This is a genomic window from Methylobacterium sp. NMS14P (assembly GCF_028583545.1).
Lineage (GTDB): Bacteria > Pseudomonadota > Alphaproteobacteria > Rhizobiales > Beijerinckiaceae > Methylobacterium.
In genome coordinates this window covers 1,312,421-1,338,682 of the sequence record NZ_CP087106.1, presented here as the reverse complement: position 1 = coordinate 1,338,682, position 26,262 = coordinate 1,312,421, and the positions used below count along the sequence as shown (strand labels likewise).

General features: G+C 64.1%; 17 protein-coding genes. 7 read left to right on the top strand and 10 right to left on the bottom strand.

Features of this window, described 5'->3' with window-relative positions; all coding sequences use genetic code 11:
* Positions 1-65: 65 nt before the first annotated feature.
* The 4 genes from LOK46_RS06265 to asnB form a co-directional block, all read right to left on the bottom strand.
* A complete protein-coding gene (locus LOK46_RS06265) occupies positions 66-3,215 on the bottom strand; it encodes a glycosyltransferase (RefSeq protein ID WP_273562979.1) in 3,150 nt (1,049 codons plus the stop codon).
* Positions 3,216-3,413: 198 nt separating this feature from the next.
* Entirely contained in the window at positions 3,414-3,794 is a 381-nt protein-coding gene (locus LOK46_RS06260; RefSeq protein ID WP_273562978.1) for a hypothetical protein, read from the bottom strand.
* The gene (locus LOK46_RS06255; protein WP_273562977.1) at positions 3,794-4,888 is read right to left on the bottom strand and encodes a hypothetical protein; all 1,095 of its coding nucleotides are present in this window, start codon (positions 4,886-4,888) and stop codon (positions 3,794-3,796) included. Before LOK46_RS06255 ends, LOK46_RS06260 begins: the two co-directional genes overlap by 1 nt.
* Before the next feature lie 180 nt (positions 4,889-5,068).
* Positions 5,069-9,001: an asparagine synthase (glutamine-hydrolyzing) gene (asnB, locus tag LOK46_RS06250; protein ID WP_273562976.1), complete on the bottom strand. Its 3,933-nt coding sequence runs from the start codon at positions 8,999-9,001 to the stop codon at positions 5,069-5,071.
* A gap of 547 nt (positions 9,002-9,548) precedes the next feature.
* Between asnB and LOK46_RS06245 the strand changes: the two genes are divergently transcribed.
* From LOK46_RS06245 to LOK46_RS06215, 7 genes are all read left to right on the top strand, one after another.
* On the top strand, positions 9,549-10,640 hold the full coding sequence (locus tag LOK46_RS06245) for a class I SAM-dependent methyltransferase (protein ID WP_273562975.1): 1,092 nt from the start codon (positions 9,549-9,551) through the stop codon (positions 10,638-10,640).
* A 151-nt stretch (positions 10,641-10,791) separates the two neighbouring features.
* Positions 10,792-11,928 carry a dTDP-4-amino-4,6-dideoxygalactose transaminase gene (gene rffA / locus LOK46_RS06240; RefSeq protein WP_273562974.1) on the top strand — a complete coding sequence of 379 codons (1,137 nt, stop codon included), beginning with the start codon at positions 10,792-10,794 and terminating at the stop codon, positions 11,926-11,928.
* Entirely contained in the window at positions 11,925-12,650 is a 726-nt protein-coding gene (locus LOK46_RS06235) for a WbqC family protein (protein WP_273562973.1), read from the top strand. The genes rffA and LOK46_RS06235 overlap by 4 nt, the downstream gene beginning before the upstream one ends.
* Positions 12,651-13,341: 691 nt before the next feature.
* The gene (locus tag LOK46_RS06230) at positions 13,342-13,770 is read left to right on the top strand and encodes a hypothetical protein (RefSeq protein WP_273562972.1); all 429 of its coding nucleotides are present in this window, start codon (positions 13,342-13,344) and stop codon (positions 13,768-13,770) included.
* A gap of 267 nt (positions 13,771-14,037) precedes the next feature.
* Complete coding sequence (locus LOK46_RS06225) at positions 14,038-14,685, top strand: class I SAM-dependent methyltransferase (protein ID WP_273562971.1); 648 nt, start codon at positions 14,038-14,040, stop codon at positions 14,683-14,685.
* Positions 14,686-14,903: 218 nt separating this feature from the next.
* Positions 14,904-16,100, top strand: a complete 1,197-nt coding sequence (locus tag LOK46_RS06220; RefSeq protein WP_273562970.1) for a hypothetical protein — start codon at positions 14,904-14,906, stop codon at positions 16,098-16,100.
* 140 nt (positions 16,101-16,240) lie between these two features.
* The gene (locus LOK46_RS06215) at positions 16,241-16,903 is read left to right on the top strand and encodes an acetyltransferase (protein WP_273562969.1); all 663 of its coding nucleotides are present in this window, start codon (positions 16,241-16,243) and stop codon (positions 16,901-16,903) included.
* Positions 16,904-17,047: 144 nt separating this feature from the next.
* On the opposite strand, the gene LOK46_RS06210 is transcribed toward LOK46_RS06215, so the two are convergent.
* The 6 genes from LOK46_RS06210 to LOK46_RS06185 all read right to left on the bottom strand — a co-directional run bounded on the left by LOK46_RS06210 (position 17,048) and on the right by LOK46_RS06185 (position 25,906).
* A complete protein-coding gene (locus LOK46_RS06210) occupies positions 17,048-18,286 on the bottom strand; it encodes a methyltransferase domain-containing protein (protein ID WP_273562968.1) in 1,239 nt (412 codons plus the stop codon).
* A 158-nt stretch (positions 18,287-18,444) separates the two neighbouring features.
* The gene (locus LOK46_RS06205) at positions 18,445-20,172 is read right to left on the bottom strand and encodes a radical SAM protein (protein WP_273562967.1); all 1,728 of its coding nucleotides are present in this window, start codon (positions 20,170-20,172) and stop codon (positions 18,445-18,447) included.
* Between the two features lie 290 nt (positions 20,173-20,462).
* The gene (locus LOK46_RS06200; protein WP_273562966.1) at positions 20,463-22,052 is read right to left on the bottom strand and encodes a GSCFA domain-containing protein; all 1,590 of its coding nucleotides are present in this window, start codon (positions 22,050-22,052) and stop codon (positions 20,463-20,465) included.
* 196 nt (positions 22,053-22,248) lie between these two features.
* The gene (locus LOK46_RS06195) at positions 22,249-23,244 is read right to left on the bottom strand and encodes an NAD-dependent epimerase/dehydratase family protein (RefSeq protein ID WP_273562965.1); all 996 of its coding nucleotides are present in this window, start codon (positions 23,242-23,244) and stop codon (positions 22,249-22,251) included.
* Positions 23,241-24,575, bottom strand: a complete 1,335-nt coding sequence (locus tag LOK46_RS06190) for a UDP-glucose dehydrogenase family protein (RefSeq protein WP_273562964.1) — start codon at positions 24,573-24,575, stop codon at positions 23,241-23,243. The genes LOK46_RS06195 and LOK46_RS06190 overlap by 4 nt, the downstream gene beginning before the upstream one ends.
* 344 nt (positions 24,576-24,919) lie before the next feature.
* On the bottom strand, positions 24,920-25,906 hold the full coding sequence (locus tag LOK46_RS06185; RefSeq protein ID WP_273562963.1) for a class I SAM-dependent methyltransferase: 987 nt from the start codon (positions 25,904-25,906) through the stop codon (positions 24,920-24,922).
* Positions 25,907-26,262: the final 356 nt, after the last annotated feature.

Below are 26,262 nucleotides of genomic sequence, written 5' to 3'. Positions count from 1 at the left end.
CGCGCCTCGCCCGTGCAAGGACTGCCGGCCTGTCGCCGGAGCCGCCCGTTGTCCATCCGGCGCTTTCAGCCGATCGAACGGTCGAGGTCGAGCCGCGCGCCGACAGTATCGGCTAGCAGTTGAGTCCAGTTGGTCAGATACCGGTCGTGATTGAAGACATCGAGCGCCGTGCGCCGCGCCGCGGCGCCGATCCGGACGGCCTCGGCGCGGTTCCGGAACAAATGGTTGATGTAGTCGGCCAGTTCCTCCGGCGTGTCGGCGAAGAAGCCGTTGACCCGGTTCTCGATAAAGAGTGACACGTCATGGTTGTTCAGGCAGACGGGGATTACACCCGTCATCATGGCTTCGCCCCGCGACCGGGGCATGGGCGATTTGAGCGTCGTGTTGAGGTAGACCGTGAACTGCCGGATCCTGTCGATGTAGGATCGAAAGTTCTTGCTCGCGAACGCGTTGCCGTCCCGGATCTCCAGGGCCGCGCCGGGATGCTCGGCCGTCTCGACCCGGATCGACTCGTCGAGTGCCTTGAGGACCAACTCGTGTTCCCATGCGCCCCTGTAGTGCGGCCGATGCTTGTCCGCTTCCAAAGCGAGGATGTCGCGCCGATAGGTGCCCGCCGGGAATTCCTGCGGATCGAAGCCGTGCCAGATAACGCGCGCGTCGTGGAACTGCCACTCGTCCAGCGCCTGATGCGAGTTGCAGACCACGCGCACGCCGGCGGCCCTGAGCCGCTCGACGAGATCGAGACGCTTGGCTTCGACCTGGTTGAACCTGTGCTTCCGGCTCGGATCGAGCCCGTACTGGCCCTCGAAGGCCGGCGTGCCGTGGCAGATCGCGATCTTGGGCAGGTCGTCGATCGCCAGGAAGCGCCGGAACGGATCGCCCCATACGGCGGGTATGATGCCGTTCGTGAGTTCCGCCGCGAAGACGTTCTCGTCGAAGTGGAGGATCGCCACGTCAAAGTCTCGCGTGTCGATCTGAGCGGACGGGACCATTCTGACGTTCGGGCGGAACGGTCGTTGATTGTAGCCCCAGCTATCGACCATGCCGATGCCGAGATCGGTCGCCAGCGTGAATTCATGCGGGAGCTTGTACAGCTCGTACTGATGCGGACAGTGCCACCGGTAATTCAGGATCCGCAACGGGCGCGTCTGACCGCGGCGGTATGAGAGCGTGAGCGGCTTCTGTCGCCCCGCCTCGGCCTCAAACAGGCGCGACAGCGCGGCCCCGTCCTCTCCGAGATCGACCTTCTCCCAGGCGGCCCAGTCCATGATGCGGCCGTACGTGTCGACTGCCCAGCGCCGGGCCACGAGGGCCAGATCCTCGTGCTTCTCGAACAGCCGCAGGAAGTTGCGCATCGACCCTCTGACCTTCGCGGCCTCAGGCACGGACGAGGTGTGTGAGCAATGCACCGAGAAGGCTTTATCGGTGAAGCGGAACGCCCCTCCCTTCCGGTACAGCCGGTAGCTCATCTCCACGTCCTCCCAACCGAAGCCGGATCCGGGCTTAGACGAGTAGGAGAAGTCCAGATCGAACAGATCCTCGGCGTCGACCAGGCGCTTCTTGACTGAGAAGTTGCGTGTGATGCCGTTTAGGAACCCGTCCCACTGCACGCTGTCCTGGAGCTCCATCGCCTTGAGAACGGCTGCGGGCTCACGCTCCAGATCGAACAGGACCTCCAGCGGATCCCGCTCCTGGCTCTCGATGTTGAGCGGACCGATGACGACATCGACCGCGTCGTCCCAGTGCTCGAACACGTGGGCGGCGACGAAATCCCGGTTCAGCAGGCAATCGCAGTCGATGACGATGTAGATGTCCCCCACGACGGCGTCGAGCCCGGCCAGGCGGGAGGCGCAGTTTCCGAGGTTCGCGTGGTTGGCCACCACGCGGACGTCGCGCGGGCCGGCGAAGCACGGTCGATCCCCGTCGAGCAGCGTGGAGTAGGCGCGCGCGAGCACCGCATCCGGCTGCGGCGAGGCGTCGTCGACCAGCACTGTCGTGATCGGGCCGTCGTAGCTCTGGGCGCTGATCCGGCCGAGGAACTGGTCGATGATGTCGGCCTTCTTGTAGAGCACTGAGACGATCACGATGTGCGGCTTGCGCCGCCGCTCCGCTTGGCGGACGAGCTCCGTCCAGTCGAAGCCGCTCCCGTCCGTGTTCCCGGTCTGGGCCGCCTCACTGCTCTGGAAATTGGCTTCTAAGACGGGGCTGTCGCCGTCCGTTAGGATGAAGTGGCAGCGCCGTCGTTGCTGCCGCTGCTGGCGTCTGAGCGTGGCGAGATGGCCGAGGGTATGGGACCCGGATCCGGACGCCGCCCCGTCGCCGGCCGCCTTGTAGAACACGGTGACGATGCCGAGGCGATGCAACGCGAAGCAGAGGTCATCGAACGTCACGCGGTCGGAGACGCGCGGCTCGTAGACGCCGCAGAAAACCACGAGCTTGCGCGAGGCGATCGTCGACCAATGGCCGAGCAGCTCCGCCAGTCGGACGACACAGATCTCGCCCGACGGAAGCAGGTTCTGCAGCCTTCGGACGGACGCATTCAGGCGGTCGGGATCGGCGGCGATGTGCTCCGGCACGACGATGCAGATCGGGGCCTCCAGGCTGCCGATCGTCGGTGCAGGGCGCGCGGTCACGAACAGGCGCTCGGTGCAGAAGCCCATCAGCCGCTTCTCGAACTCATAGCGGCCCTCGAAGGCGAAGGCGCAGAAGATCGCGAAGGGGGAGCGCGGACCGCGCGACGCCGGCGACAGTAGGAGTGTGTAGGTCGCCCCGATTTCGAAACGATGGGCCGCGAGGTTGATCTCAACATCCGCCATGCCGTCCGGACCCGGCTTCGGGAAGATCGGCTTGGCTTCGAAGATTGCGCCGGCGCGATCGACGAGCCGGACGTGAAGGGGCATGTCCTGACCGGCAACGTGCGCGCCGACGCGGAATGCGAGGCGGTCGAGCGCGGCGGCCGGTGCGCTGAAGCGGATTTCGACCGGGCCCTCCTGCGCGATCGTCATCAGGCGCGGATAGGACGGCGGGGTGAATTTGGGGGTCGTCTCCCAAAAGCAGCTCTGGTCGCACCATGTGAGCCTGAAATCCGGGACGATGCGTACCGGCTCCCGAAGCAGGTCGAGTGTGGGAATGCCCATGATGGTGTTGCCGGTGTGGGAGGATGGCGGATGGCGATGCGCTGGCTGCTCAAGCAGCGCGGTGGGGCAGACGTACACGATGCGATCGGGCGAGACTTTGTCCTTACCTCTCCGGCCCGCCGCGCGGGACCGTGATGCGATCCGCGAGATCGGGTGGGCCACCCCACCCAGCGGGGGCACCGAGCCCTTCCGGGCGCCAGACTCGCAGGAGCGGCGACGCGTTCAGGTCGCCTGCGGTGCTCCGCCCGCAGGTCGGGCGGCCATGACCTGCGTCCCTCATCGCGCGGGCGGGATGCGTTCCCGGGCGAGGCTGGCAATCAGGCCGCGCGCCTCTTCGAGTTCCGCCGAGAGACAGGCGATGCTGTGTCGGAGTTGGGCCTCACGGTGTCGCGCGCTGGAATTCATCGCCTTAGCCCGATCGGGCCCCTCGTGGAGCGCGCGGACGAGCGCATCGACCTGCGCGTCGGTCGCGGCTTGATCCTTCAGCCTTACGAGCGCGTCGTTCAGGCGCTCCTCAAGCTTCCGGTTCTGATCCGTCAGACGCGCGAAGATCAAGCGGGCGGCCTCGGCGTCGAATTGTGCGGCCGGATTCATCGGGTCACCGAGTTTTTCGGAACTGCTGTGGTCGCCATGCATCATCATCGTCCCGCCAGCCATCAGAGGCTTGACCGGACGTCGGATCGGTCCGGGACCGCGAAGGGCGCCCGCGTGGTCCGGCCCTCATCCGCGCCTTTGGTCACGAAGTGAGTCAGCGGATCGATCCCCGAGGCTTCGACATCCGGATAGGCCTCCAGGTAACCCCGCGTATCGAAGTTCGGGTTGGGCCATCGGCCCTCGCGCCAGCCGTAATCGAGGAAATGTAGCAACGGATCGCTCCCGTGCTCGGCGACGTCCGGGTTGGTCTCAAGATACCATTTCGCATCGAAACACGGGTGCGGCGAACGTCGATCCCACTCTCGGACCGTCGCGTAGCGCGCCAGCGGGATCTCGCCATGCCCGAAACAGTCCGGTCCCGACTGCTCGAACCAGATCGGATCGAACAGCGGATGGGGTAGGCAGCCCCGCGTCCATCCCGCGCGGACATAGTGAGCCAGCGGACTCTCGTCCGGCCGAAGCAGCGCCGCGTATCGTTCGCGGTACCATGCGTTGCTGAACAGCGGCGTCGGACGGCAATCCGCCCGCCAAGCGTCGAGCACATAATGGAGGAGTGCGGGCGTGGCGGGGTCGAGCGCTTCGGGCGCGTGACTCCGGTAGACATCGTCATCGAACAGCGGATGCGGGTTGCCGCCCTGTCCGGCCAAGTAATGCCGCAGCGGCAGCTCGGGTTCTCCGTTGCGTTGGCGGTACCAAGCCGGGTCGAACAGCGGGTGCGGGGAGCGGCCTTCGCGTTCGCCGTTATGGACGAAATGGGTCAAGGGCTCGAAGCCGGCCGAAATGACATCCGGATTATGGCTGAGATACCAATCGCCGTCGAAGAGCGGATGCGGATTGCAGCCCTTTCGTACGCCCTCGGTCAGATAATGACTCAGCGGGTCGAGATCTCCCGGAACATCGTAACGGGCGCAATACCAACGGCCGTCGAAGAGCGGGTGCGGCTCCAGACCCTTCCGCCAACCTTGGTCCTGATAATGCCGCAGGCGGGCGTCACGGTCCGCGGGCAGATCATCGCCGTACGCGGCGTACCAAATCGGATCGAACAGGGAACCGGGATCGACAGGTCCAGCGGCCACCGATGTCACCAAGTCGGTCATGATCTGAGGTCATCTTCTCGAGGAAAGCCGTGCGCGCGGCTGCGCCGGACCGCGGCGAGAGCCCTAGCATGAGTCCGGTCGCGGCGCCGAGGCGCTGCGTCGGGCTCGATGAGCAGCGCACCCGTTTGCGCCGCCCGCGGTGCGGACGGCGCTGGCGACCGCACGGTCATGGCGCGAAACTCACGCCGAAACCGGTGCGCGTCTCGGCGGCACGACAGGGTCGCCCGCGGTCAGGCAGGCCAGGCTCCGTCGTCCTAACTCCACCTTCGTGAAGCCTTCGAGCATGTGCCGCCGGCCGGCTAGACCCATGCGCTGCGCCAGGGTCTCGTCCGCGACGAGACGCAGGCACGCCCTGGCCAGTGCCGCGGCATCGCCGGGCGGGCACACGAACCCGGTGGTTCCATCCACCACGACGCTGCGCACGCCGCCGACATCGGTCGCGACCACGGGCGTCCCCATCACTTGCGACTCCATCAGGACGTTCGGCATGCCCTCGATGTTGGAGGTAAGCAGAAGAACCGATGCGAGCCGCATGAGCGTCCCGACATCGGTGCGCTTGCCGAGGAAGGTGACCCTGTCGGCCAGACCCAGCGCGTCCGCCCAGTCGAGCATCTGATTGAGACCCGGACCGATCCCGGCGATCAGGATCCTGACGTCGGGCCGCTCGGTCAGAATGCGGTTGCAGACATCGAGAAAAAGGCGCGGGTTCTTCTCTTCCGACAGCCGGAAAACGCCGAGCAGCACGGGCATGCGCTCGTCCAGGCCGAGGGAACGGCGCGCCGCCGCGAGGTCGGCATCGGCCGGCAATGCGAAGAGATCGGGATCGATGGCGTTCGGGATGAAGGTCACCGCCGATCGCGGGACGCCGATCCAATCGGCGTAGTCGTCGTTCGCCGCGATGCAGTTTCCGGACAGCTTGACGCGCGGCGAGCGGGCCAGCGCCCGATACACCTCTTTGAACCAGTCGTTTGCCAGGTAACTGAAGTGCGACGGATTGTAGTTCCGGAACGACAGCAGGATGTGGGCGACCCCGGCGATGTGCGCCGCGATGCCCCCGATGGTGTTGGGGCCGTCGAGTTGCAGGAAGACGGCCTTCGGCCGGACGGCCATCAGGGCGCTGGTGATCGCCAAGGCCTCGTAGGGGTCGGGCAAGCCGTTCAGGTCGCCGAGCGGGATGACGTGATCCGGCCACATCTGCAGCTTCTGGATGTCGCTGAAGGACCGTCCGTCGATCACCGGTATGTCATGGCTCTTCAGCAGGCGGAGATAGCTGTTCGTGTCTTGCAATTTGTCGACTACGACGAAGGTGACGTCATAGCCTTCGGCCTTGAGCGCCTGCGCGAGGTAGACCCACTGCCGTTCGGCGCCGCCCGGAGGAAGCCCGTGCGTGCACACGACCACGGGATCCCCCGGTTGCAGCGCGACATCGTTGATCGGCACCGCGAGGGCACGCTCGACGACCGGCATGCCGGAGCCGGGCTGGAAGAGTGGCACCGCGATGTCGCGTCGGCGGACCGGGAGATCGTTCTCGGCCGCGATGTCGTTGGACACGGCCCAGTAGGTGCTGGACTCGCCCTGCCCGTCGTCCTTGCCGACGTAGAGCCGGCGGTTCCAGACCGTGTAGCGGTCGGGGGATTTCCTGACCTCGTCGAACGGACGCTCGAAGGGGAGCAACTGCCGAAACCCGCGAAACACGGTGAAGCGGTCCGAGGATTCCCGATCGCGGTCGTCCTCGGTGCCCAATGTCAGCTGGACCGTCCGGAGATCCAGTCCGGCATCGTCGACGATGTCGGCTGCCCCGAACCGTTTCGCGACCGGGTTCGCGGAGAAGAAGGCTTCGCGCTTCTTGAACAGCCGGGCGACGGCGGCGAGGCGGGCGACAGGGTTGTGCTGGGAGAAGGTGAATTGATGGACCACCGTCCAATTGTGCGCCGAGCGGACGAGGAGATGCCGGACGCCGGCGTCGTCGAGATCCTTCCACAACGCTTCGGGGCAACCATCCGCGTTGACGCCGTAGAGCAGGACGGTGGCCGCCTTCAGGGACCGGCTGGATCCCCTGAACTCCACGATCGGGCGTTCTGCGGTTGCGGCGTTGAGCGGATCGGCCGCCGGCATCGTCGCGACGCGTCCGAGCAGGAGGATGCGCAGGTCCGTCGGCAGCAACGCCAGCGCTTCGTCGGTGGTGATCCGCGCGCCCCGCGGCAGCCGGGTCTCCGCCACGATGAAGATCCGGGAGGTCACCGGCAGAGCAGCCCAGCGCGCGGCGTCATCCGCGTCCTGGGGCGCTGCCGGGGCGGCCTTCACGTCGCCCTCCCCCGTGACCTCGGGCGGCAGCGCGTAGCTCGCCCGCCCGGGCAGGTCGACCGAATGGTGGCGGAGCCACGATTCCAGCATCGCGACGCCCCAGACCTGATAGGGCGAGAAGTTGCCCGGGCTGCGCTGGCGCCCCAGGAAACGCGCGATGCCCTCGGAGCCGAACACGGCCCGCAGGCGGCTGTCCGGATCCTCCAGCATCCCGCCTGCGACCTGCAGCATGCTCGTGCGGGCCCAGTCGGAGAGGGGCAGGGCGAAGCCTTGCTTGGGCAGGTCGATGAGGTCGCGGGGGAGATAGCGGTAGGCGATCTCGCGCAGGACGAGCTTGCCCCGCAGCCCGCTGATCAGGACCGAGGGGGACAGGCGCTCGGCAAAGCGCGCCAGTTCCATGTTCAGGAACGGCGTCCGGACCTCGAGCGAGCATTGCATGCTCATCCGGTCGACCTTGGGCAGGACGGCGCCCGGCATGTAATTGTCGGCGTCGGTGCGCCGCAGCTCGGCGAGAAGCCCGTCGCCGCTGGCATTCACCTCCTCGCGCAGATGGCCCAGGTGCGCGGCGAAGCCGTCCGGGACGAAGCCGAACAATTCCTTGATATGGTGCTCGGTGGCGACGAGGATCCGGTTGCCGAAATAGGCGTCCCCGGGTGTCCATTCGCTGCCGATCTCGCCGCGTGCGCGCCGCTCGGCCTCGCCGAGGGTCGCGAAGTAGCGGCCGTAGCCGCCGAAGAGTTCGTCGCCGCCGTCGCCGGATATCGCGACGGTGACCTGCCGCCGGGCAAATTGGGACAGCAGGTAGGTCGGCATGCAGGAGCTGTCGCCGTTCGGTTCGTCCAGGCGCGCGCCGATGCCGGATAGGAACGCCGAGATGTCGGGGTTCAGGATCTCGTCGTGGTGCTCGGTCCCGAGATGCTGGGCGAAGATGCGCGCGGTGAGGTGTTCGCTCTCGGGCGCCCCCTCGAAGCCGATCGAGAACGTCTTCAGCGGCCGGTCGAGGCGACGGCGGATCAGGGCGCAGACGGTCGAGGAATCGACGCCGCCCGACAGGAAGGCTCCGAGCGGGACGTCCGCGATCATCCGCCGGTCGATGCTGCGGACGAGGATCTCTTCCAGTTCGTCGGCAAGGTCGGCCAGGGGCCGGTCGGAATAGCCGTCCCGGCCCGGCCTGAAGCTGAAGAAGCGCTCGGTCTCGATCCGGCCGTCGGCGTGGATCCGCATCCAGTGGCCCGGCAGGAGCTTGCGGACGCTACGGTAGATGCAGCGCGGCGCGCCGATATACTGGAACGACAGCACCTCGGCCATCGCCGACACGTCGACGCGGGCGTCGAAGCCCTCGCAGCGCTCGAGGGCCTGGAGCTCGGAGGCGAACGCGACGGCCCGGGAGCGGAGGGTGGTGATGTAGAGCGGCTTCTCGCCGAAGGCGTCCCGCGCCAGCAGGAGCGAACCGTCGCGCCGATCGAACACGGCGAAGGCGAACATGCCGTCGAGCCGCGACAGGACGGACGGCCCCTCATGCGCGACCGCTTCGAGGAGCACCTCGGTGTCGGTCTTCCCGCGGATCGTGATGCCGGCCTTTTCCAGGCGCGGCCGCAATTCCAGGTAGTTGTAGATCTCACCGTTGAAGGTGATCACGTGGCGCGCGCTGCCGCTGTGCATCGGCTGAACGCCGGCTTCGGTCGTGTCGATGATGCTGAGCCGCCGATGCCCCAGGACGCAGCGTCCTTCGCCGTCCGCCCAGAGGCCGTCCGCATCGGGGCCGCGATGGTGCATCGAGCCGGTCATGGAGGCTACGGCCCGGCGCATGGACTCGGGCTCGACGGAGGCACCGCGCGGAGCGAAAAGGCCTGCTATTCCACACATCGCTCTCTGGTTCCTCGGTCAGCGATGCGCCGCCTCCGGGGAGCCCACGTGCGGGGGGTGGAGCCCACGTGCGGGGGTTAGGGCGCCGACGCCATGTTGTCCGTCCTATCGGGGCCGGCGTATACCACCGGGGCTTCGAACGTCCAACCAGTGAGGCCGCATCGTTGGAAAGCCCCGCTACGATGTCGACTTCCGGCGACGCTCCGGCATGCGGCCACCTCCGAGCGGCCGGGCGCCTCGCGATCATCGTTATCCGATGCCGACGAGGCGTGCGCCAGCGGTTCGGAGACGGCTTCCGTGGCGGATAGCACGTCGTGGTCGACGAGGAGCATTCCGGACATTTGTTTGAGCCGGCTTGGTCGCTACAAGATGGTGCTCGAAGTGAGGGCATTTCTCCGAGGACTTGACACGCGTTGTGCGGATTAAAATTTACAGATTGTTCTTCAAAACGAAAATCCGCCCCCAATAGATTTACAGAGACCTGCGAAAGATGGCGATGCAAAACCTGGAAGTCGAGCTGTCGAAGAAGGATATGAAGCGGGAGTCGGATCACTGCTGGACCGTCAATTTGGACTCTCGTTTTGCCAGCGGCGACAGTCTCGATGAGCCGTTGAAGTCGCCGTTACAGCTGTTTGAGAACGGGCGCCCGCTCGGCCCGCCGCATAGCTTGCATGACGACATCCGACAGACAGGCGGCGGACGCTTCTCCCATTGGGGTAAGGCGTTGATGTTTTCCACGTCCGACAATGCCGATCCGTCGCAATCGACGCGCCGCTACTCCGTTCGAGCGCCCCAAGCTGCGCGCGAGCTGAAGCTCACGGACGATGCGCTGCCCGACAGCCGGATCGCCTGTCCCTGTTGTGGGTTCACGAAGCAGTTTCGTCCCTACGCGACGCGACTGGATGTGGCCGGGAACAGAGTCCGATTCTTCACCTGCCAGATCTGCACGTCTCTCGTGAACATGACCAACGTGTCGGAGGCCCTGTCCGATCTCGGCGCGTCGGAGGATATGCAGGAAGAAGCCTCGCGCGTGTTCTATCCCGTCGATGACGCGGTCAGAGATCTCGCGGGCCGTCTCGAACTGCACAGGGGGCTGCTCGATTGGTTCCTGCAATCGGTCGAGACGACGAACCTGCGGCGCGCGATCGAACTCGGTGCGGGGCTCGGCTTCCTGTCTGCGGCCGCGTGCAGCCATTTCGACGAGGTCTGGGCCCTAGAGATCAATCGCTCCACGCTTGATCGGATGGTGCCGCATTTCGGTTTGGCGGACCGGCTGAAGATCGGCTCGCACCTGGACGAGGTCCCCGGAACGGTCGATGCGGTCTTCGCTTGGCACACGCTGGAGCACATTCCGAAGCTCTGGGAAGTCGGCCAAAGCGTCGCCGATAAACTGAACCCGGGCGGATATTTTTTCTGGCAAGTGCCGATGTATGCGGATCCTTACGTGGTCTCTTCACATTATACGTTCCTCAACGAGCATGCCGCGGCCGTCTTCTCGGACCGCATCGGTCTGCGGGTGGAGAAAATCTGGAACGACGAGCCCAACCAATTCCTGACCTGTCTCGCGCGCAAGCCCGGCTGAGCCTTTCCGGCCCGGGCGTCGGATCGCCGCGCGTTCGGCGCCGGACGGGCCGCGAGGTCCTTTGCCCGGAACCCTTGCGCGGGACCTTGCTCTTGACTGGGCAGGCGCCAGGGCGAAGAACGCCCGTATGACGGACCACGCCGCGCGACCGATGAAAATCCCTTTCGGGCGTCCGACTATGGTCGGGCGCGAGTTGAGCTACATCGCGCAAGCCGTCGAGCACGGGACGATCGCCGGCGGCGGTATGTTCATGCGGCGTTGCGAGGCGTGGCTGGAGACGAACCTTCCGGTCCAGCGCGCGCTGATCACGCATTCCTGTACGGCCGCGCTCGAGATGGCCGCGATGCTCGCGGGCGTCGGCCCCGGGGACGAGGTCATCATGCCCTCGTTCACGTTCTCGTCGACCGCGACCGCTTTCGTCCTGCGGGGGGCGACGCCGGTCTTCGTCGACATCCGCCCGGACAGCCTGAATCTGGACGAGCGGCTGATCGACGCCGCCGTGACGTCGCGGACGCGGGTCATTGTGCCGGTCCACTACGCCGGCCTGGCCTGCGAGATGGACGCGATCATGGCCCGCGCGGAGGCGCACGGGCTCATGGTGATCGAGGATGCGGCCCAGGCGCATCTCTCGAGCTACAAGGGGCGCGCGCTCGGCACGATAGGGCACCTGGGCTGCCTGTCGTTTCACGAGACCAAGAACATCATCTCCGGCGAGGGCGGTGCCCTGCTCGTCAACGGTCCCGGCCTCGTTGAGCGGGCGGAGATCCTCCGCGAGAAGGGCACCGACCGGAGCCGGTTCTTCCGTGGCGAGATCGACAAGTACACGTGGCGCGACATCGGCAGCTCCTACTGCCCCGGGGAGATCGTGTCGGCCTTCCTGCTCGCCCAGCTCGAGGAGGCGGACCGCATCATGGCGCGGCGGCGGGCGCTCTACGATGCCTACCGGCACGGCTTGGCGCCGTTGGCCGCGACCGGGGCGATCACCCTGCCGGAGGCCGACAGCGCGCAGGCCAACGGCCACATCTTCTGGCTCCTCGCCCCCGATCCCGGCACCCGGTCCCGAATCCTGGAGCGCCTCAACGCGGCGGGCATCAACGCGGTCTTCCACTACGTGCCGCTGCATTCGTCGCCGGCCGGTCTGCGGTTCGGCCGCGCGCAGGGCGAATTGCGGGTCACCGACGACATCGCCGCCCGCCTGATCCGCCTGCCGATCCATCTCGGCCTGACCGACGCCGACGTGGCGGATGTCGTCGCCGCGGTCACGGCCTGCGCGACCACGGCCGGATGAGTGCCGTGTTCCGCGTCGCCATCGTGCAATCGTCCTACGTGCCCTGGCGCGGCGCCTTCGCCCTGATGGCGCGCTGCGACCAATACGTGTTCCTCGACAGCGTTCAGTTCACCCGGCGTGACTGGCGCACGCGCAACCGCATCAAGACCGCGCAAGGACCGGCTTGGCTGACGATCCCGGTCAAGCAGAAGGGCAACTACCACGCGCCGATCGACGCCATCGAGATTGCGGAGCCCGGCTGGGCGGCCCAGCACCTGCGTCGGATCGAGGAATCCTATGCTCGCGCGGAGGGTTTCGGACAGGCTATCGGCCTCGTCCGCGACGGCTACGCGGCGGCCGGGCCGGAGCCGATGCTGTCCCGGGTGAACCAGCACCTCACGCAGAGCATCGCGACAGCCCTCGGCCTGACCACGCGTTTCACGGCCGATGTCGACCTCATCCCCCGCGAAGACCTGCGCGCGATGGATCCGACCGCACGGCTCATCGCGCTCGCGGCGGCGGCCGGCGCGACGCATTACCTCTCCGGGCCTTCGGCACGGGCGTATCTCGATGAGTCCGCCTTCGCCGCACGCGGGATCTCAGTCGAGTGGATGTCCTATGACGGGCTCGGCGCCTACCCGCAGCTTTGGGGACCTTTCGAGCCCGCCGTGTCCATCCTCGACCCGCTGCTGACCCTCGGTCCGGATGGAACGAGGAGCGCGCTCCGCGTCGATGCGGTGTAAATATCGATTGGGCCGCAGCAAAGACGTAACGAGTCGGTCCTCCGGGACTCCGGCGACCCTATCTGTGTGGGTGCGTCTGTGAGCGAACGAGTCTCGCAAGAGGCCAATCGAGTGACGTTCGATGGGCCCTGCAGCATCGGCATCGATGCGCGACTGTAAGAATCGACTAGGACGGCGATCCCCTTTTGAGCAGGCTTCTGATCCGATGGTGTGGGAAAAGATAAGTTGGATATTCGTTGCTGATAAGCGAACGCAGTGGCTCACTTCGCACGCGTCCGTTCCGTTTCCGGAACATTTATACGATGATGTTTTCAGAATTTATTTTACGCCTCGGGACGAAAGCGGCCGATCAAACGTCTGTCATATCATTGTCGACATAAAGGAACCGTCGCGCATCCTCGATTGGTCGATCGAGCCGGATCTGAAATTTGGCCGCCTGGGATGTTTTGACGATCGGGGCGCCATGGGCTCGTGCCTCGTTCATCATAATGGGCGTCGCCTCCTATATTATGTTGGATGGAACACCGGAACGACTGTGCCGTGGAGAAATGCCATCGGCCTAGCCATATCCGACGCAAGCACGGATGGGTCTTATCGACGGTACTCCGAGGGGCCCATCATTGACCGTTCGGTACATGACCCGCTCTTCGTGTCGAATCCTCATGTCATAAGGGACGAGGATCGGTGGCGAATGTGGTACATTTCCGGAACCGCATGGTGCGAACGAGCCGGTGTGCCGCGGCCGAGATATCACATTGCTTACGCTGACTCGGAAGACGGCCTGAACTGGACGACGGGTGGCCGGGTCGCGGTCGCGCACGCCCATCCCGATGAAGTCGCGATCAGCCGACCTTGCGTCGTCCGCGATGCCGATATGTACCGCATGTGGTACTCGTACCGAGGCGACACGTTCGGCTACCGCATCGGCTTCGCAACCTCCTTGGACGGGACGGCCTGGCAGCGACACGACGCGGAAGCAGGCTTGACGGTCTCCGCTGAAGGTTGGGACAGTGAAGCTGTCGCGTATCCGACAGTATTTGACCACAATGGCTCCCGATACATGCTTTATTGCGGGAATGAATACAGCAAGACTGGTTTCGGTCTGGCGATCCAAAAATGATTAACGATCTGCAGGGTGGGGTCGCATAGGATCATGGATCTTTACATTTCGTCCTATGTCTACGTTGTCAGAGATAGGTTGCGTTGCAAAAATCTATCGGGTTGCAATGAGCGATAGATCACGTCGTGTTCTCCGCTGATGACGGACTGGTCGATCATGCGCCGGCAACCGTAATTGGCTCCTTCGATGAAACTCGCAAGACGTTCATGCGTCGCACAAGCGGGCGAGCGTTGTTAGGTAAGAGCTTTATGGATGGGATGGTCGACCATGACAACGGATCAACAGGCGCAGTCGTCCGCTGACGTCCGTCTCTCTGCTATAGCGGATTATTATGGCTCAAAAATATCAACCCACGGAAATAACAGCCGGGGCGTGGACTGGAATGATGCCGATCAGCATCAATTGCGTCATGAGCAGTTTTTGAGATTGCTCCGCGGTCAATTCGAAGCGACAATTACAGATTTTGGATGCGGTTATGGGGATTTTCTGACATTTCTGCGTGCGAACGGCTTTGTCGGACGCTTCCTGGGCCATGATATCTCTCAGGCGATGATTGACCACGCGCGTCACCTTCACGGTGAGGGGCAAGACCGAATATGGAGTTCCGGTCCGAAGCCATCAGATGTCAGCGATTACACTATAGCGAGTGGGGTTCTCAATGTCCGTTGCGGTGCGTCGGCCGAAAGCTGGAAATCTCATGTGGACCGGACGATAGAACTGCTTGCAGATTCGTCCCGCATCGGCTTCGGGTTCAACGCGCTCACGTTGTGGTCAGACGTGGACAAGCGGAGAGCGGACCTGCATTATGAAGAACCACTGGAACGTCTCGCGTGGTGCCACGATCGCTTCGGGCGGCACGTCGCATGTCTGCACGATTATGGCTTGTGGGAATTTACGATCCTCGTGCGCCTGTGACGCGTCGAACGCCTCGCGCTTCTTTCGAGTATCGAGATCAATACGAGATTCGGACCAGTGATGCCGGTCGCTCTAATCCGGAAGGCGAGATCCTGACCGACGTAACGAGCTGGTGATGGTATTGCATCCGTTTGATCCGTCGAGCGGCTAAGATGTTCCTCCTTCGCGTCGCGGGTCGCTGCGCGCCCATGTTTTGATTGGATGCAGTAAGGTGATTGATGTCCAAGCGGATCTGCGTGTTTGGGAATATGAATAATTATCCCCTTCTCCTGACAGAGGGGTTTCGTGCGATAGGCGTCGACGCGCATCTTTATCTACTGCGAGGGGAACAACTGCATAGGCCGGAATCGAAATATCCGGACCTGTCCAATAATTATCCACATTGGATTGTCGATTGTTCTCAAATGTCGTTTGATGACGTTGTCTGGGAGACGGCTGCCTATATGGATGTTCTGTCTCGGATCCGAAGTCAGAATTTCGATTACATTATCGCTAATGATTATGGAATTGGCTTATCCGACGCGATTGGCAGACCTCACGCGGTCCTTCTCACTGGCTCGGATCTCACGTATTTCGGGGATTTTGCATCGATCATCGTCCGCCGCGCGAGCTGGGATCCGAATTTTGCGCGGTCCTACCGAGGCCGGGCCGAAATCAAGCGCTTCACGGATTTCATCGCCCGGCAACGGTCGGGCTTGCTCGGGGCCGAGGTCTTCGGGTACCCGCCGCGCGGCCTCATCCCCGAGGGCGATGACGTGATCGATGCCATCGGCATCGCGGACGAACGGCGCCATTGGATCGGCATGGCGGACACGCTGTCCATCGTCCCAAGCGAGCTACCCGCGACGGAGCGGCTGCGGATCCTCAACGGAACCCGCCTTCAATGGATTCCGACGGCGGAAACGAAGGGCTCGAGCCTCGATCTCAAAGGCACGGATATCCTTCTGCACGGCTTCGCGCAGTACGTTCACGCCGGCGGATCCGGTGAACTGATCCTGGTGCGCAAGGGCCACGATGTCGAAGCCGCCGCGGAACTCGTGCGGCAGCTGGGTATCGGAACCCATGTCAGCTGGCTGGGCGAACTCTCGCTCGCGGATTACGTGCGGGCCGTCCAAGACGCGCACATCGTCTGCGAACATCTGGGCGGGGGCGCGCCCGGCATGGTTCTGCGGGATGGTCTGGCCCAGGGCCGCCCCGTCCTGGGCAACCTGCGCAATGACGTCTTCGGACGCCTGCTTCCGGAGCCGATCCCCGGGCTCGACGCGCGGACGCCCGGGGAGGTCGCTGCCCATCTCCAGGCCGCGGAACGGGATCGTGACGCGCTCTGTGCGCTCGCCCGGCGGGGGCGCGCCTTCGCGGAAGCGTACCTGTCGCCCCAGGAAAATGCGCGGCGCATCCTCGAACTCATGGGCTGAGCCGCTGTTCACCGCTTCATCGGCCCCGGCTGTCGGATGTCGATCGGTGCTGGACCGCGTCCGTGCGCCCGAGCGCAGCACTGGTTCGGTCCCGGTCGCGATGCTATGGTCAGCTCCAGACACGGCCACGGGATTTTCCGTTGAAGAACATCATCATCTTCGGGACGGGCCCGATCGCGGAACTCGCGCAATTCTACTTCGAGACCGACGCCGGGCGACGGGTCGCCGCCTTCACGGTCGATCCTGATTATGTTCAGAGTGCCGAGTTCGGCGGAAAGCCCCTCGTCGCGTTCAACGAGGTCACGGAACGTTTTTCGCCCGACACGCATGACCTGTTCGTGGCGCTCTCCTACACGAAGCTGAATAAACTGCGTCGCGAGAAGGTCGATGCAGCGGTGGCGCTCGGATACGGCATCGCCGGCTACGTCAGCACGAGAGCCACGACATTCTCCAATTTTCAAACGGCCGAAAACCAGTTCATTCTCGAAGACAACACGATCCAACCGTTCGCCTACGTCGGGCGAAACGTGACCCTATGGTCCGGCAACCACATCGGTCATCACAGCGAGATTGCGGAAGACGTTTTCATCGCGTCGCACGTCGTGGTCTCGGGCGGCGTCAAAGTGGGCCCGCGCACGTTCATAGGCGTCAATGTCACGATCCGCGATCATGTGACAATCGGTGCCGATTGCATCATCGGCGCGGGAGCCTTGGTTCTGGCCGATCTTCCGGCCGGCTCCGTGTTGTCGCCAGGGGCGACGGACATCTCGCGGGTTCCGAGTCACCGCGTGAAGAATATCTGACATTCGTCCCGGCGCAGCCTGCGGGCTCGGATCGAGGGGCCGTCCGTCATAAGCGATGATCGCGTATGATCTCGGTCCGTAACGTGACATGAGCCGCGGCGCTCCGCGGCCTCGTGCGAGAGGCCCGCTGATCGTGGCTGCCCATCAAGGACGGGACGCAGGCGACCTACGGGCACGGACCTTGTAGCTGCGCCCATTCTCGCGCGGGGACGTGTTATCCGAGGTCGACATGAAAAGCTGTCGCCCCCAATGGGAAAACCGACCCAATCCCCGGGCCCGGATATCGCTGTGACTGGTGTGCGGCGGACCGAGCAGCCGCTCGTCCTCCCACAGTTCAAGGCTCGACACGTAGGCGTCCCCGATCGTGTCGCCGGACTGAATATCGTCCAATTGATGGATCCAGGCGTGCCCCTGCTCCGGACTGAATCCCGCGGGATCGAGAAGGATCTCCGCCCAGTCCTCGTCGGCGTCGGCCTTCGGTACGGGGCCCCTGCCCGCTTCCGTCTTGAGCGCACCGATCATGTCCAGCGCGTCTGTCGCCCGCATGGCCATCCAAGAGGCTTCCGGCTCGCCGATCCTTTGGAGGCTGAAGGCCACCACCAGCCGCGTCAGATCTTCGGCCGGCCAGGCGCGATAGGAGGATGCACTCGTGCGCAACCGCGCGATCGCGTCGCTCACGTAGGACTCGGCTGCACATTCGAGGATATCACGGTCGGTGACCCTGAGGCCGGCCTGCTCGAAATGGGCTGCGAACTCCTGCGAGCGCCATCGGTTGCCGAAGTCGAAATCCACCGCCTCAGCCGCTTGCTGGAAGCGGGCATCGTCCCAGATCAAGTGCTCGAGGGGACGCGCGAAGTCGCGATGGTAGCGGAGGTCGATGAGGTGGAATCCGTGCGCACCGACGGCGCTCACGCGCGCCATCTCGTGGGCGATGGCGTTGATGTCGATGATGTGCTCCAGCACGGCGAACGAGTAGAGAAGATCGATGCTGCCGCTCTCGACCGAGACGAGGTTCTCGGCCGGCTCCTCGAGCAGACGCAGGCTGCTGGCACGATGGTCTCCCGCGGCGATGACGGCCTCGAGCTGCTCCCGCGGACCGTCGTAGCGCTCGGCCAGGCGACGGTAGAATTGAGGATGGTAGTCGGGGTCCCAGCGCGCCAGAAACCGGTCGCACAGCGTCACCTCGGCGCCCTCGGATGCGATCAAAAGTTGCGCGCCGAAATCAGAACCCGGGCCGAGTTCCAAAATCCTGAGCTCTGAAATGGGCTTGCCGGTCAGCGCCACGGCACGACGGATCTGGCGCAACACGTCGAAGACGTGGTCCAGCTCGTGCTCAAGGGCCTCAACGTCTCGACGCCGATAATTGGTCGGATCGTAGCTCAACGCTCTCGCTCCAAGATCATTTTTGATCGGGCGTCCAGGTTCGGCATTGGAATCTGCCCATCAGGGCAGAACCGTCCCAGCCGCACGGTAATCGCCCGCGCAGGCCACCACTCAGGCGTTTCAGCGCCGATCCGAACCCGTCTCCGTTACGATCACGCCTACAACGCGGCAACCCGATCCGTGCCTTGATCCACGATGGGCCTCTCACGATCTGCCGGCGCGTCATGACCTGGCCCGCGATCCGAAACCGCTTTCGATCGCAGGGCGTAGCGTCGGCGGCTGAAGCTGAAGCGTGCGTCCTTCCCGTCGGTCGTGGTGAAAAACACCGTGCGCCCGGTGAAGAAATAGCACCCGCTCGGTCCGCGCTTCACGGCTTCGAGGCTCTCCACGCGGGTCAAGGGCGCATCGGCCTCGACCAGATCGAAGGCCCGGATATCGATGCCGGGCGTAATGCCGGCAGCGCGATAGACCTTGTCCTCGAAGGGCACGATCTGATCGAGAACGATGTCGCCGTCGATGGCCAGGCTCAAGCCATCGGGATGGACCGTCGATGAGCCTTCATAGGGGACGGCCGTGCGGCCGCAGCTGGAATTGGGCGCGAAGAATTTGACGCAACTCTCGCAGTTCGGAAGAGGATACTGGCCATCGTAATCGCGCGTCAGCGAATGCCGGATCCGCGCGTAATTGTGCCCGAACCAGCTGTCGGCGAAGGCCTCCACGCTGGTTGCGTAGCCGAGCGCGATGTCCTGCGAGCGGCAGCAGGCCGAGACCTGCGCATCGAGCCCGATCTCGACATAGCTGTTGGGCGCGTCGCATACATAGACCGGGTCCGCGCCGGGCAGGCCGGGATCGACCGGATAGGACGGGGGGATGTAGTAGCGGCGGAAGCTCTGCTTTACCGCGGAAGCGAATTTCGACCGCCGGCTCGGCACGGGATCCGGATTGAGCCGCTCGCCCTCGAAATGAACGTTCAAGGGTGAGTTGTTCTCGACGCACCACGCGTGCACGGCCGCGCGTGCCGTGTCGTACTCGTCCTGCGTGGGCGGTTCTTCGATCGACATCCCGTCCGGAAGCGGGTTGTATCGGTGGAAGACGATCGTATCGATGCCGACGTCCCGCGACCATTCCACGATGGATACGGCCTCCCCGACCGTGCGCTTCGTGACCGTCGGGTAAAGGCCGACCTGCAGCTTCTCCGGGTCGCGCCGCGCGAGAAACGCGCGCATTCCCGGTTCCGCCTTGGCCCAGATCCCGCCCTTGCGGACCGCGTCGAATTTCGGGCCGACCGCATCGAGGGAGATGTTGACCTCGCCGTACATGTCGACGAGGAGATCTATGATGGAATCCTTGAACAGCGTGCCGTTGGTCTGAACCTTGATCTCGCAATCGTGCTTCTTGATCAGTTTCAGTACATCTTCGAAATTTGGATACAGTAGGGGGTCTCCCTGGCTGTTCAGCTCGACGGTCACCAGGAAGGGAAACAGCGTATCGGCAACGGATTTCAGCCGGTCGAGATCGGAGTGCCGGCGCCGGCTCCCGGTGAGATCGAGGCTCTTCTGACTTCCGCAGATCTCGCAGCGCAGGTTGCACTTGTTCGTGAGAGCGATGTTGGCCGTGATCGGTGGCGGCACGCGATCGCCGCCGCGCGCGAGTAGATACGGACCCTTTGTGTGGAGAAGCCAAAGGCCCGCGGCGCCCTCCGGGGATTGATCGAGCGCGGGCGGCTCTGAAGCGATCACGGCCGTCGGAGCGAGAGTGGCGGGAAGGTCGGCCGGCGTGGCTGGAGCCACATCGCCGACCACATCCTGACGCGGAGCGAGTCGCGAGTTCGGCGGAAAGCGTCTCGCTAAGCCCGCGAGCTTGCGCAAGGCTGCTTGCTTGAACATGGCTCTATCCACCTACGACAAACATCGACGTCATCAACGAAGGGCGATCAATCGGAAGCGCTCCCGCCCCGTGCGCAGGCGGCAAGCGGGGCTTGAGCACGGATTGGACTGCTCGCCAACCCCATGTCCGCCCGAAGCGCATCGGATATGGCCCTGCGACAACAGATCAAGCCCCCGCACCAGCGTCACACTCATTGCCCGACGAAGGTGGTGCGTTTGAGGCAAGGCGGCGCAGGCTCGTGCAGTGCCGGCTCGACCGCGGCGAGCCGGGGATGCCGCGGAGGCAGGGCTCAGAAATTCAGATCGGACTGCCCGAGGAGCCTGCCAAAAGCCCTGATCGTCTCAGACACGGCATAGTCACTGACATGGGTAGACGCGCCGTCGTCCGCACCGAAGAATGTGCTGGCGTTGGAGCCGGCCCATCGAAAGACCTCAAACGACGGCCAGTAGATGGTATTTGGCGGCTTTATGACCGAGACGATTTCGTGGGCGACCAGCCTCATCGTGCTCTTCGACAAACAATCGGCTTGGACGCACGACTCGAATTCGAACGAGGCCATCAACGGAACCGGCGATACCGTGAGGACGATCTTTATATTCGGGTTCAAGCTTCGAACGAAATCGATCAGGTGAGCGACATTGTCGACGTTTTCCTGCACCGTGGTGGTTCGGAAGACGTACTTGTTCGCAAGGGCACGGGAGCTCAGTGCGCTGCTGCGCGGCAGGGCGAAGGCGCCGGTGTGCCTGTCGAAGAAGGCCGCCGCCACGCCGAGGGTGAGGATGAAGACGTCGCTCGTCGCAATCGCAGCGAGCGTCGACGCTGCGCTCCAGCCCGCGGGGGCCAGTTCCGCAAATCGCGCGCCGACCTCGCTGTCGGCACCGCGCAGCCAATCGACGAAGGCGCGATTGGCGAAGGTGGTGTTGACGTGCTCGGTCAGTTCAAGATGCTGGCTGCTCAATCCAGCCTTTCGCAGGCTGTCCGACAAGTTTCGAGCAAAGCACGAGCCCATCGTGAAGAATCGTGTTGCCGGACCGATGAACTTGGGGTGAGCGCGCAATTCCGGGGCGATGTGGTCGACGATGAGATCGGCCAGATTGCCGTGAAAATCGGCTGTCTGGGGGTAGCGAGCGACCTTCTTCGGGCGCTCACCGTAGCGGCGAGCCTCGTTTCCGAGCCGCGCAAGCCGTATCGCCTCGCGATTCGCGTCCGTGTCGTACGAATCGGGGTCAAGCCGCATGGCCTGCTCCAAGCATCGCGCCGACTCGTCGAGATCGCCCTCCGAGCTGGCGAGGGCCTCGCTGAGCAAGGCGTAATCGCGTGCGCTACCGGTCATCATGACGAGTTTTCGCAACAACGTGACGGCTTGCTGAAGCGGTCCGACATAGATGCAACGTTCCGCCGCCGTTCGGATCAGGCTCGCCGCAACATCGCTCCGCGACGCGAATATGTCCGGCCTCTGATCTAGGATCTCCAATAATATGTCGCGCGCGGCCGCTCTTTGCCGATGCGATTCACCGTCGTGTTGAGCCGCGGTTGCGAGAAGATTGTTTAACGCCAAGTCCTCCGGGTCGCGCGGCGTGAACCGTAAAGTGTACGTCCGGCCGTTCGTTAAGGGAGATGAATTGTCGGAGGTGGAAAAATAGAGATCTGACTTCCAATGCGAGAAGCGGCCGCCGCCGCGGCTCCGGATGTCGTCGTGCAGCGCGTCCGCCGGTCCCAACTTGAGCGCATCTTCAAATAAGTCGACGCGTGTGTATGCAGGATCTGTCGCGTCTTTTCCTTCAGAGCCGGCGCTGATGCCGTATAACCAGAGATGCCCCTCTTCCTTTCTCAATATGTCGGGACTGATCACCACTTCGAAGGACTCGGCCGTATGCATCTCGAATTCCCGCGTTGTGTCATATGCGCGGACTGACGAGTGCGACGTCGCGGTCCGCCAGGCGTGGGATAACGCGCTTCTGTCCAGATGCTGAATGCTCGCGTGATGTGTTCGCTTTGTGTGCGCACCGACGCATGCAGGGGTGGGTTACAAAATGAGACGCCCGATCTGCCGGCGGACGTCGATAACGATCAGGTCAAGACGCCTGAACATGGTGGTAGGAGCGGAACCAGTCGACGAAACGGCCGATGCCGACTTGAAGGGGGGTCGATGGCGCGAAGTCGACCAGAGCCGCAAGTTTGTCGACATTCGCGTAAGTCTGCACGACATCGCCGGCCTGCATGGGGCGGTACACCTTCCGCGCGGGCTTGCCCACGGCCTCCGCGATCGTGTCGATGAAGACGTTCAGCTCAACCGGTTGATGATTGCCGATATTGTAGACGGTGTGAGGCGGGGATCCGGCCGGGGCCGGCGGGGAATCCAGCAGCCGGACCATCGCTTCGATGACGTCTTCGACATAGGTGAAGTCGCGACGCATCCGTCCTTCGTTGAAGACCTCGATTTCTCCGCCCTCGAAGATCTTCTTCGTGAAATGATAGTAGGCCATGTCGGGCCGGCCCCAGGGGCCGTAGACCGTGAAGAAGCGCAGGCCGCTAGCCGGGATCGCGTACAGATGCGCGTAGGTCTGCGCCATCAGCTCGTTGGCCCGCTTCGTGGCGGCGTAGAGCGAGACGGGGCGCTCCACCGGGTCGGTCTCGAGGAAGGGCACCTTGTCGTTCGCGCCGTAGACGGAGCTCGAGGAAGCGTAGATCAGGTGCGCGACCGGGTGCCGGCGGCACGCTTCGAGGATCGAAAGAAAGCCGTCGACGTTCGAGGCGATATACGACCGCGGGTTCTCGATCGAGTAGCGCACGCCAGCCTGCGCGGCGAGGTGCACCACGTGGGTCGGTGCCGTCTCGGCGAACAGCCCTTGGACGCGCTCGTAATCAGAAAGGTCGGCGATCTCCAGGCGGAAACCGCCGATCGTCTCGAGCTCGGCGAGCCGCGCGCGCTTCAGCGCCGGATCGTAGTAGATGTTGAGATTATCCAGGCCCACAATGGGCCGGCCCGCCCGGAGCAGTCGCTTCGCGAGATGGAAGCCGATGAACCCCGCTGCGCCGGTGATGAGGATCGGCTGGCCGTTGCTGCTCATGACCGTACGCCCGCTTTGTCTTCGCCTCCGGGGCGCCCGATAGAGGTGTAGCTGAAGCCCGCGCGCTCGGCTTCGGCGGGCGGATAGACGTTTCGCAGATCGACGAAGACGGGGCTGCGCAGGCGTGCCTTGACTGCTTGGAGGTCAAGGGCGCGGAACGCATCCCATTCGGTCACGATCACGAGTGCGTCCGCCCCGTCCGCGCAGGAATAGGGGTCGGCCACGTAGTCGACGTCCGGCATAAGCGCCTTGGCGTTCGGCATGCCCTCGGGGTCGAAGGCCCGCACGGTCGCGCCGGCATCCTGCAGGCCCGTGATGATCGCGAGCGCTGGGGAGTCGCGCATGTCGTCGGTGTTGGGTTTGAAGGTCAGGCCCAGGACGGCGATGGTCCGGCCGCGGACCGTGCCGCCGCAGGCCTCGATGACCTTGCGAGCCATGGCCCGCTTACGCTGGTCGTTGGCGGCCACGACGGTCTCGACGATCCGCAGGGGGGATCCGGCATCCTGCGCTGTCTTGACGAGGGCGAGCGTGTCCTTGGGGAAGCAGGAGCCGCCGTAGCCCGGTCCGGGATGCAGGAACTTGCTGCCGATACGGTTGTCTAGCCCGATGCCCCGCGCGACGTCCTGAACGTCCCCGCCGACGCGCTCGCACAGATCCGCGATCTCGTTGATGAAGGTGATCTTCACCGCCAGGAACGCGTTGGCGGCGTATTTCGTGAGCTCGGCCGTGCGCCGCGACGACAGTACGATCGGCGACTGATTGAGGTAGAGCGGCCGGTAGATTTCTCGCATCACGGCGATCGCGCGCTCGTCCTGCGTGCCGACGACGATGCGATCCGGGCGCTTGAAATCGGCGATCGCCGCTCCTTCCCGGAGGAACTCGGGGTTCGAGACGACCTCAACGTCCGCGTCGGGCCGGCTCTCGCGGATGATGCGCTCCACCTCGTCGCCGGTCCCGACAGGCACCGTCGATTTCGTAACGACCACCGTGTAGCCGACGATCGCGGCCGCGATCTCCTTCGCCGCAGCGTACACGTAGGACAGGTCCGCGTAGCCGTCGCCGCGGCGGCTCGGCGTGCCGACGGCGATGAAGACCGCGTCGCTCTCCGCGACCGCCTGCTTCAGCTCGGTCGTGAACCGCAGGCGGTTCTGGCGGACGTTGGCGGCCACGAGCTGATCGAGGCCGGGCTCGAAGATCGGAATGCGGGCATTGCACAGGTCATCGATCTTCCTGGCGTCGTGATCCACGCACGTGACGTGATGGCCGAAATCGGCGAAGCAGGCGCCCGATACGAGCCCGACATAGCCCGCGCCGATCATGGTGATGCGCATCGATCGTTCCTTACCCCGGCCGCCGCGATTCGTTCTGCGCGATGGATGCTGCCAGCCTGCCCGCCGGAGCTCGCGGGCGCTCTATAAGACGTCTTCTAGGGGAGATGCAAAGCGCGCCGGTCCAGGGCCCGCGCATGCGCGCTGGCTGCCTTCTCATGCCGATCCTGAACAACCTGCGCATGACCATGCGAGAACGGCGCCGGTCAGTCCAATTTGCACGCGCTGCGGAGCGGCCCAGCCCATGGGTGTCAAGGTGACGTGGATCCGAAATTGGGATCGCCGGCTTCGTGCGCGCCGCCCCGCTTTCCCCGTTCCGGAAGGATCATCTCGGCCGCTGACCACTTCTATCGCCTCAGGAAGGATCGGATTCTGCCAAGCAGGTCGGTACTCCTCGGCCCCACGAAGCTGATGGACTCGTACCCCCCTTCAAACTCGATGTGATAGGCGCGACCATTCGTGCGCGGATCTGAGTTGTCGGATGCCGACATCACGAGGAACCGTCCGATATGAGCGTACCGCCCCAGGCCGATTGTCTCGATCGCCTCGGGCGTTGCACGGGCCGGGCCTAGCGGCCTCCCATCCTCGTAGAGAGCGATTGGCTCGACACCCGAGGTTGTATCGTCCCGGTCAGGATGGCCGATGTGGGCCCAGTACTTGAAGCCACCCAGAGGTGCGAACGGATTGGTACCGCGCACGCGCTCGATCTTCGCGATACCGCCTGGTCGGAGTCTGCCGAACCAAGTTCCCCAGCCATAAACGCCGAACGTTTCCAGGGCGTCCTGCCGAATGAGATCATCGACGAAGGTTGCAAGCAGGGCCGATTTGTCGCGTGCCTCGTCCGACTTGTAGTCGTCGATGATGACGAATCCGTCGGGACGGAGGTACTGAATGTAGGACTGTAAAGCCAGCTCGGTGCCGGGATCGGTATCAACGAACAGCATACCGGCGCCGCCGATCCCGATGTGGCGACGCAGATACGCGTGTGTGGCCGCATCTTGGAAGCCCGCTACGACCATGTCGACGCGGTCGAGGAGGCCACACCGTGCGAGATTGGCCCGCGCATCGGCCGTAATATCAGTGGTCGGCAGGTGCTCGTGCTGCGCGTTACTACCGCCGGGCTCGATCGAGAAGATCTTTTGCCGGGTTTCTGAAGCCAGGGCGATGGTACTGCCGCCGACGTACGATCCGATCTCGATCACCGGTCCGTTCGAATACGCTGCCAGCTTGGCAAGGAGCGCCAAAGCTTCTTCCCGAAGCATCGAGACTTTTCGAGCCTCGCACACGAGCGGCGTAAAATCCTCCGCCCAGCGGGCGATGGGCAACTCGCTCAAGTCGGTACTCCTCAGGTGTGAACACGAGGCGCCGGATCTGGCGCCGAAGAGAGCACCGGCCGCAAAAAAGCCGAGCACGGCAGCCAGCCGAATGCCTTACCGCAAAATCCGCAACTGGGATCCATACTTGATACGCCACGGAGCCTCAACAGCCCAGCTGCGCTGGGGCGAGCTGCCCCGATGCAGTCGGAACCGCTCATAGGAGGCGGATCATGGAAGGCGGATCAAGCTCGCGTGATGGAGAGCGCAGCCAATCCCGCGTTGCCAATGTTCGACGTGCGATCCATCGCGCACGCCCTCTGATCTCCTGATCCGTTAGCTACACCAGTCGCGCTTCTGTCGCTGTCGCAAGCATG

Coding starts and splice junctions, on each gene's coding strand:
- LOK46_RS06245 (WP_273562975.1), top strand. CDS start 9,549: ATGGCGATGCAAAACCTGGAAGTCGAGCTGTCGAAGAAGGATATGAAG.
- LOK46_RS06255 (WP_273562977.1), bottom strand. CDS start 4,888: ATGACCGACTTGGTGACATCGGTGGCCGCTGGACCTGTCGATCCCGGT.
- asnB (WP_273562976.1), bottom strand. CDS start 9,001: ATGCGCCGGGCCGTAGCCTCCATGACCGGCTCGATGCACCATCGCGGC.
- LOK46_RS06205 (WP_273562967.1), bottom strand. CDS start 20,172: ATGTTCAAGCAAGCAGCCTTGCGCAAGCTCGCGGGCTTAGCGAGACGC.
- LOK46_RS06260 (WP_273562978.1), bottom strand. CDS start 3,794: ATGGCTGGCGGGACGATGATGATGCATGGCGACCACAGCAGTTCCGAA.
- rffA (WP_273562974.1), top strand. CDS start 10,792: ATGAAAATCCCTTTCGGGCGTCCGACTATGGTCGGGCGCGAGTTGAGC.
- LOK46_RS06200 (WP_273562966.1), bottom strand. CDS start 22,052: ATGCATACGGCCGAGTCCTTCGAAGTGGTGATCAGTCCCGACATATTG.
- LOK46_RS06190 (WP_273562964.1), bottom strand. CDS start 24,575: ATGCGCATCACCATGATCGGCGCGGGCTATGTCGGGCTCGTATCGGGC.
- LOK46_RS06220 (WP_273562970.1), top strand. CDS start 14,904: ATGTCCAAGCGGATCTGCGTGTTTGGGAATATGAATAATTATCCCCTT.
- LOK46_RS06225 (WP_273562971.1), top strand. CDS start 14,038: ATGACAACGGATCAACAGGCGCAGTCGTCCGCTGACGTCCGTCTCTCT.
- LOK46_RS06235 (WP_273562973.1), top strand. CDS start 11,925: ATGAGTGCCGTGTTCCGCGTCGCCATCGTGCAATCGTCCTACGTGCCC.
- LOK46_RS06230 (WP_273562972.1), top strand. CDS start 13,342: ATGTGGTACATTTCCGGAACCGCATGGTGCGAACGAGCCGGTGTGCCG.
- LOK46_RS06195 (WP_273562965.1), bottom strand. CDS start 23,244: ATGAGCAGCAACGGCCAGCCGATCCTCATCACCGGCGCAGCGGGGTTC.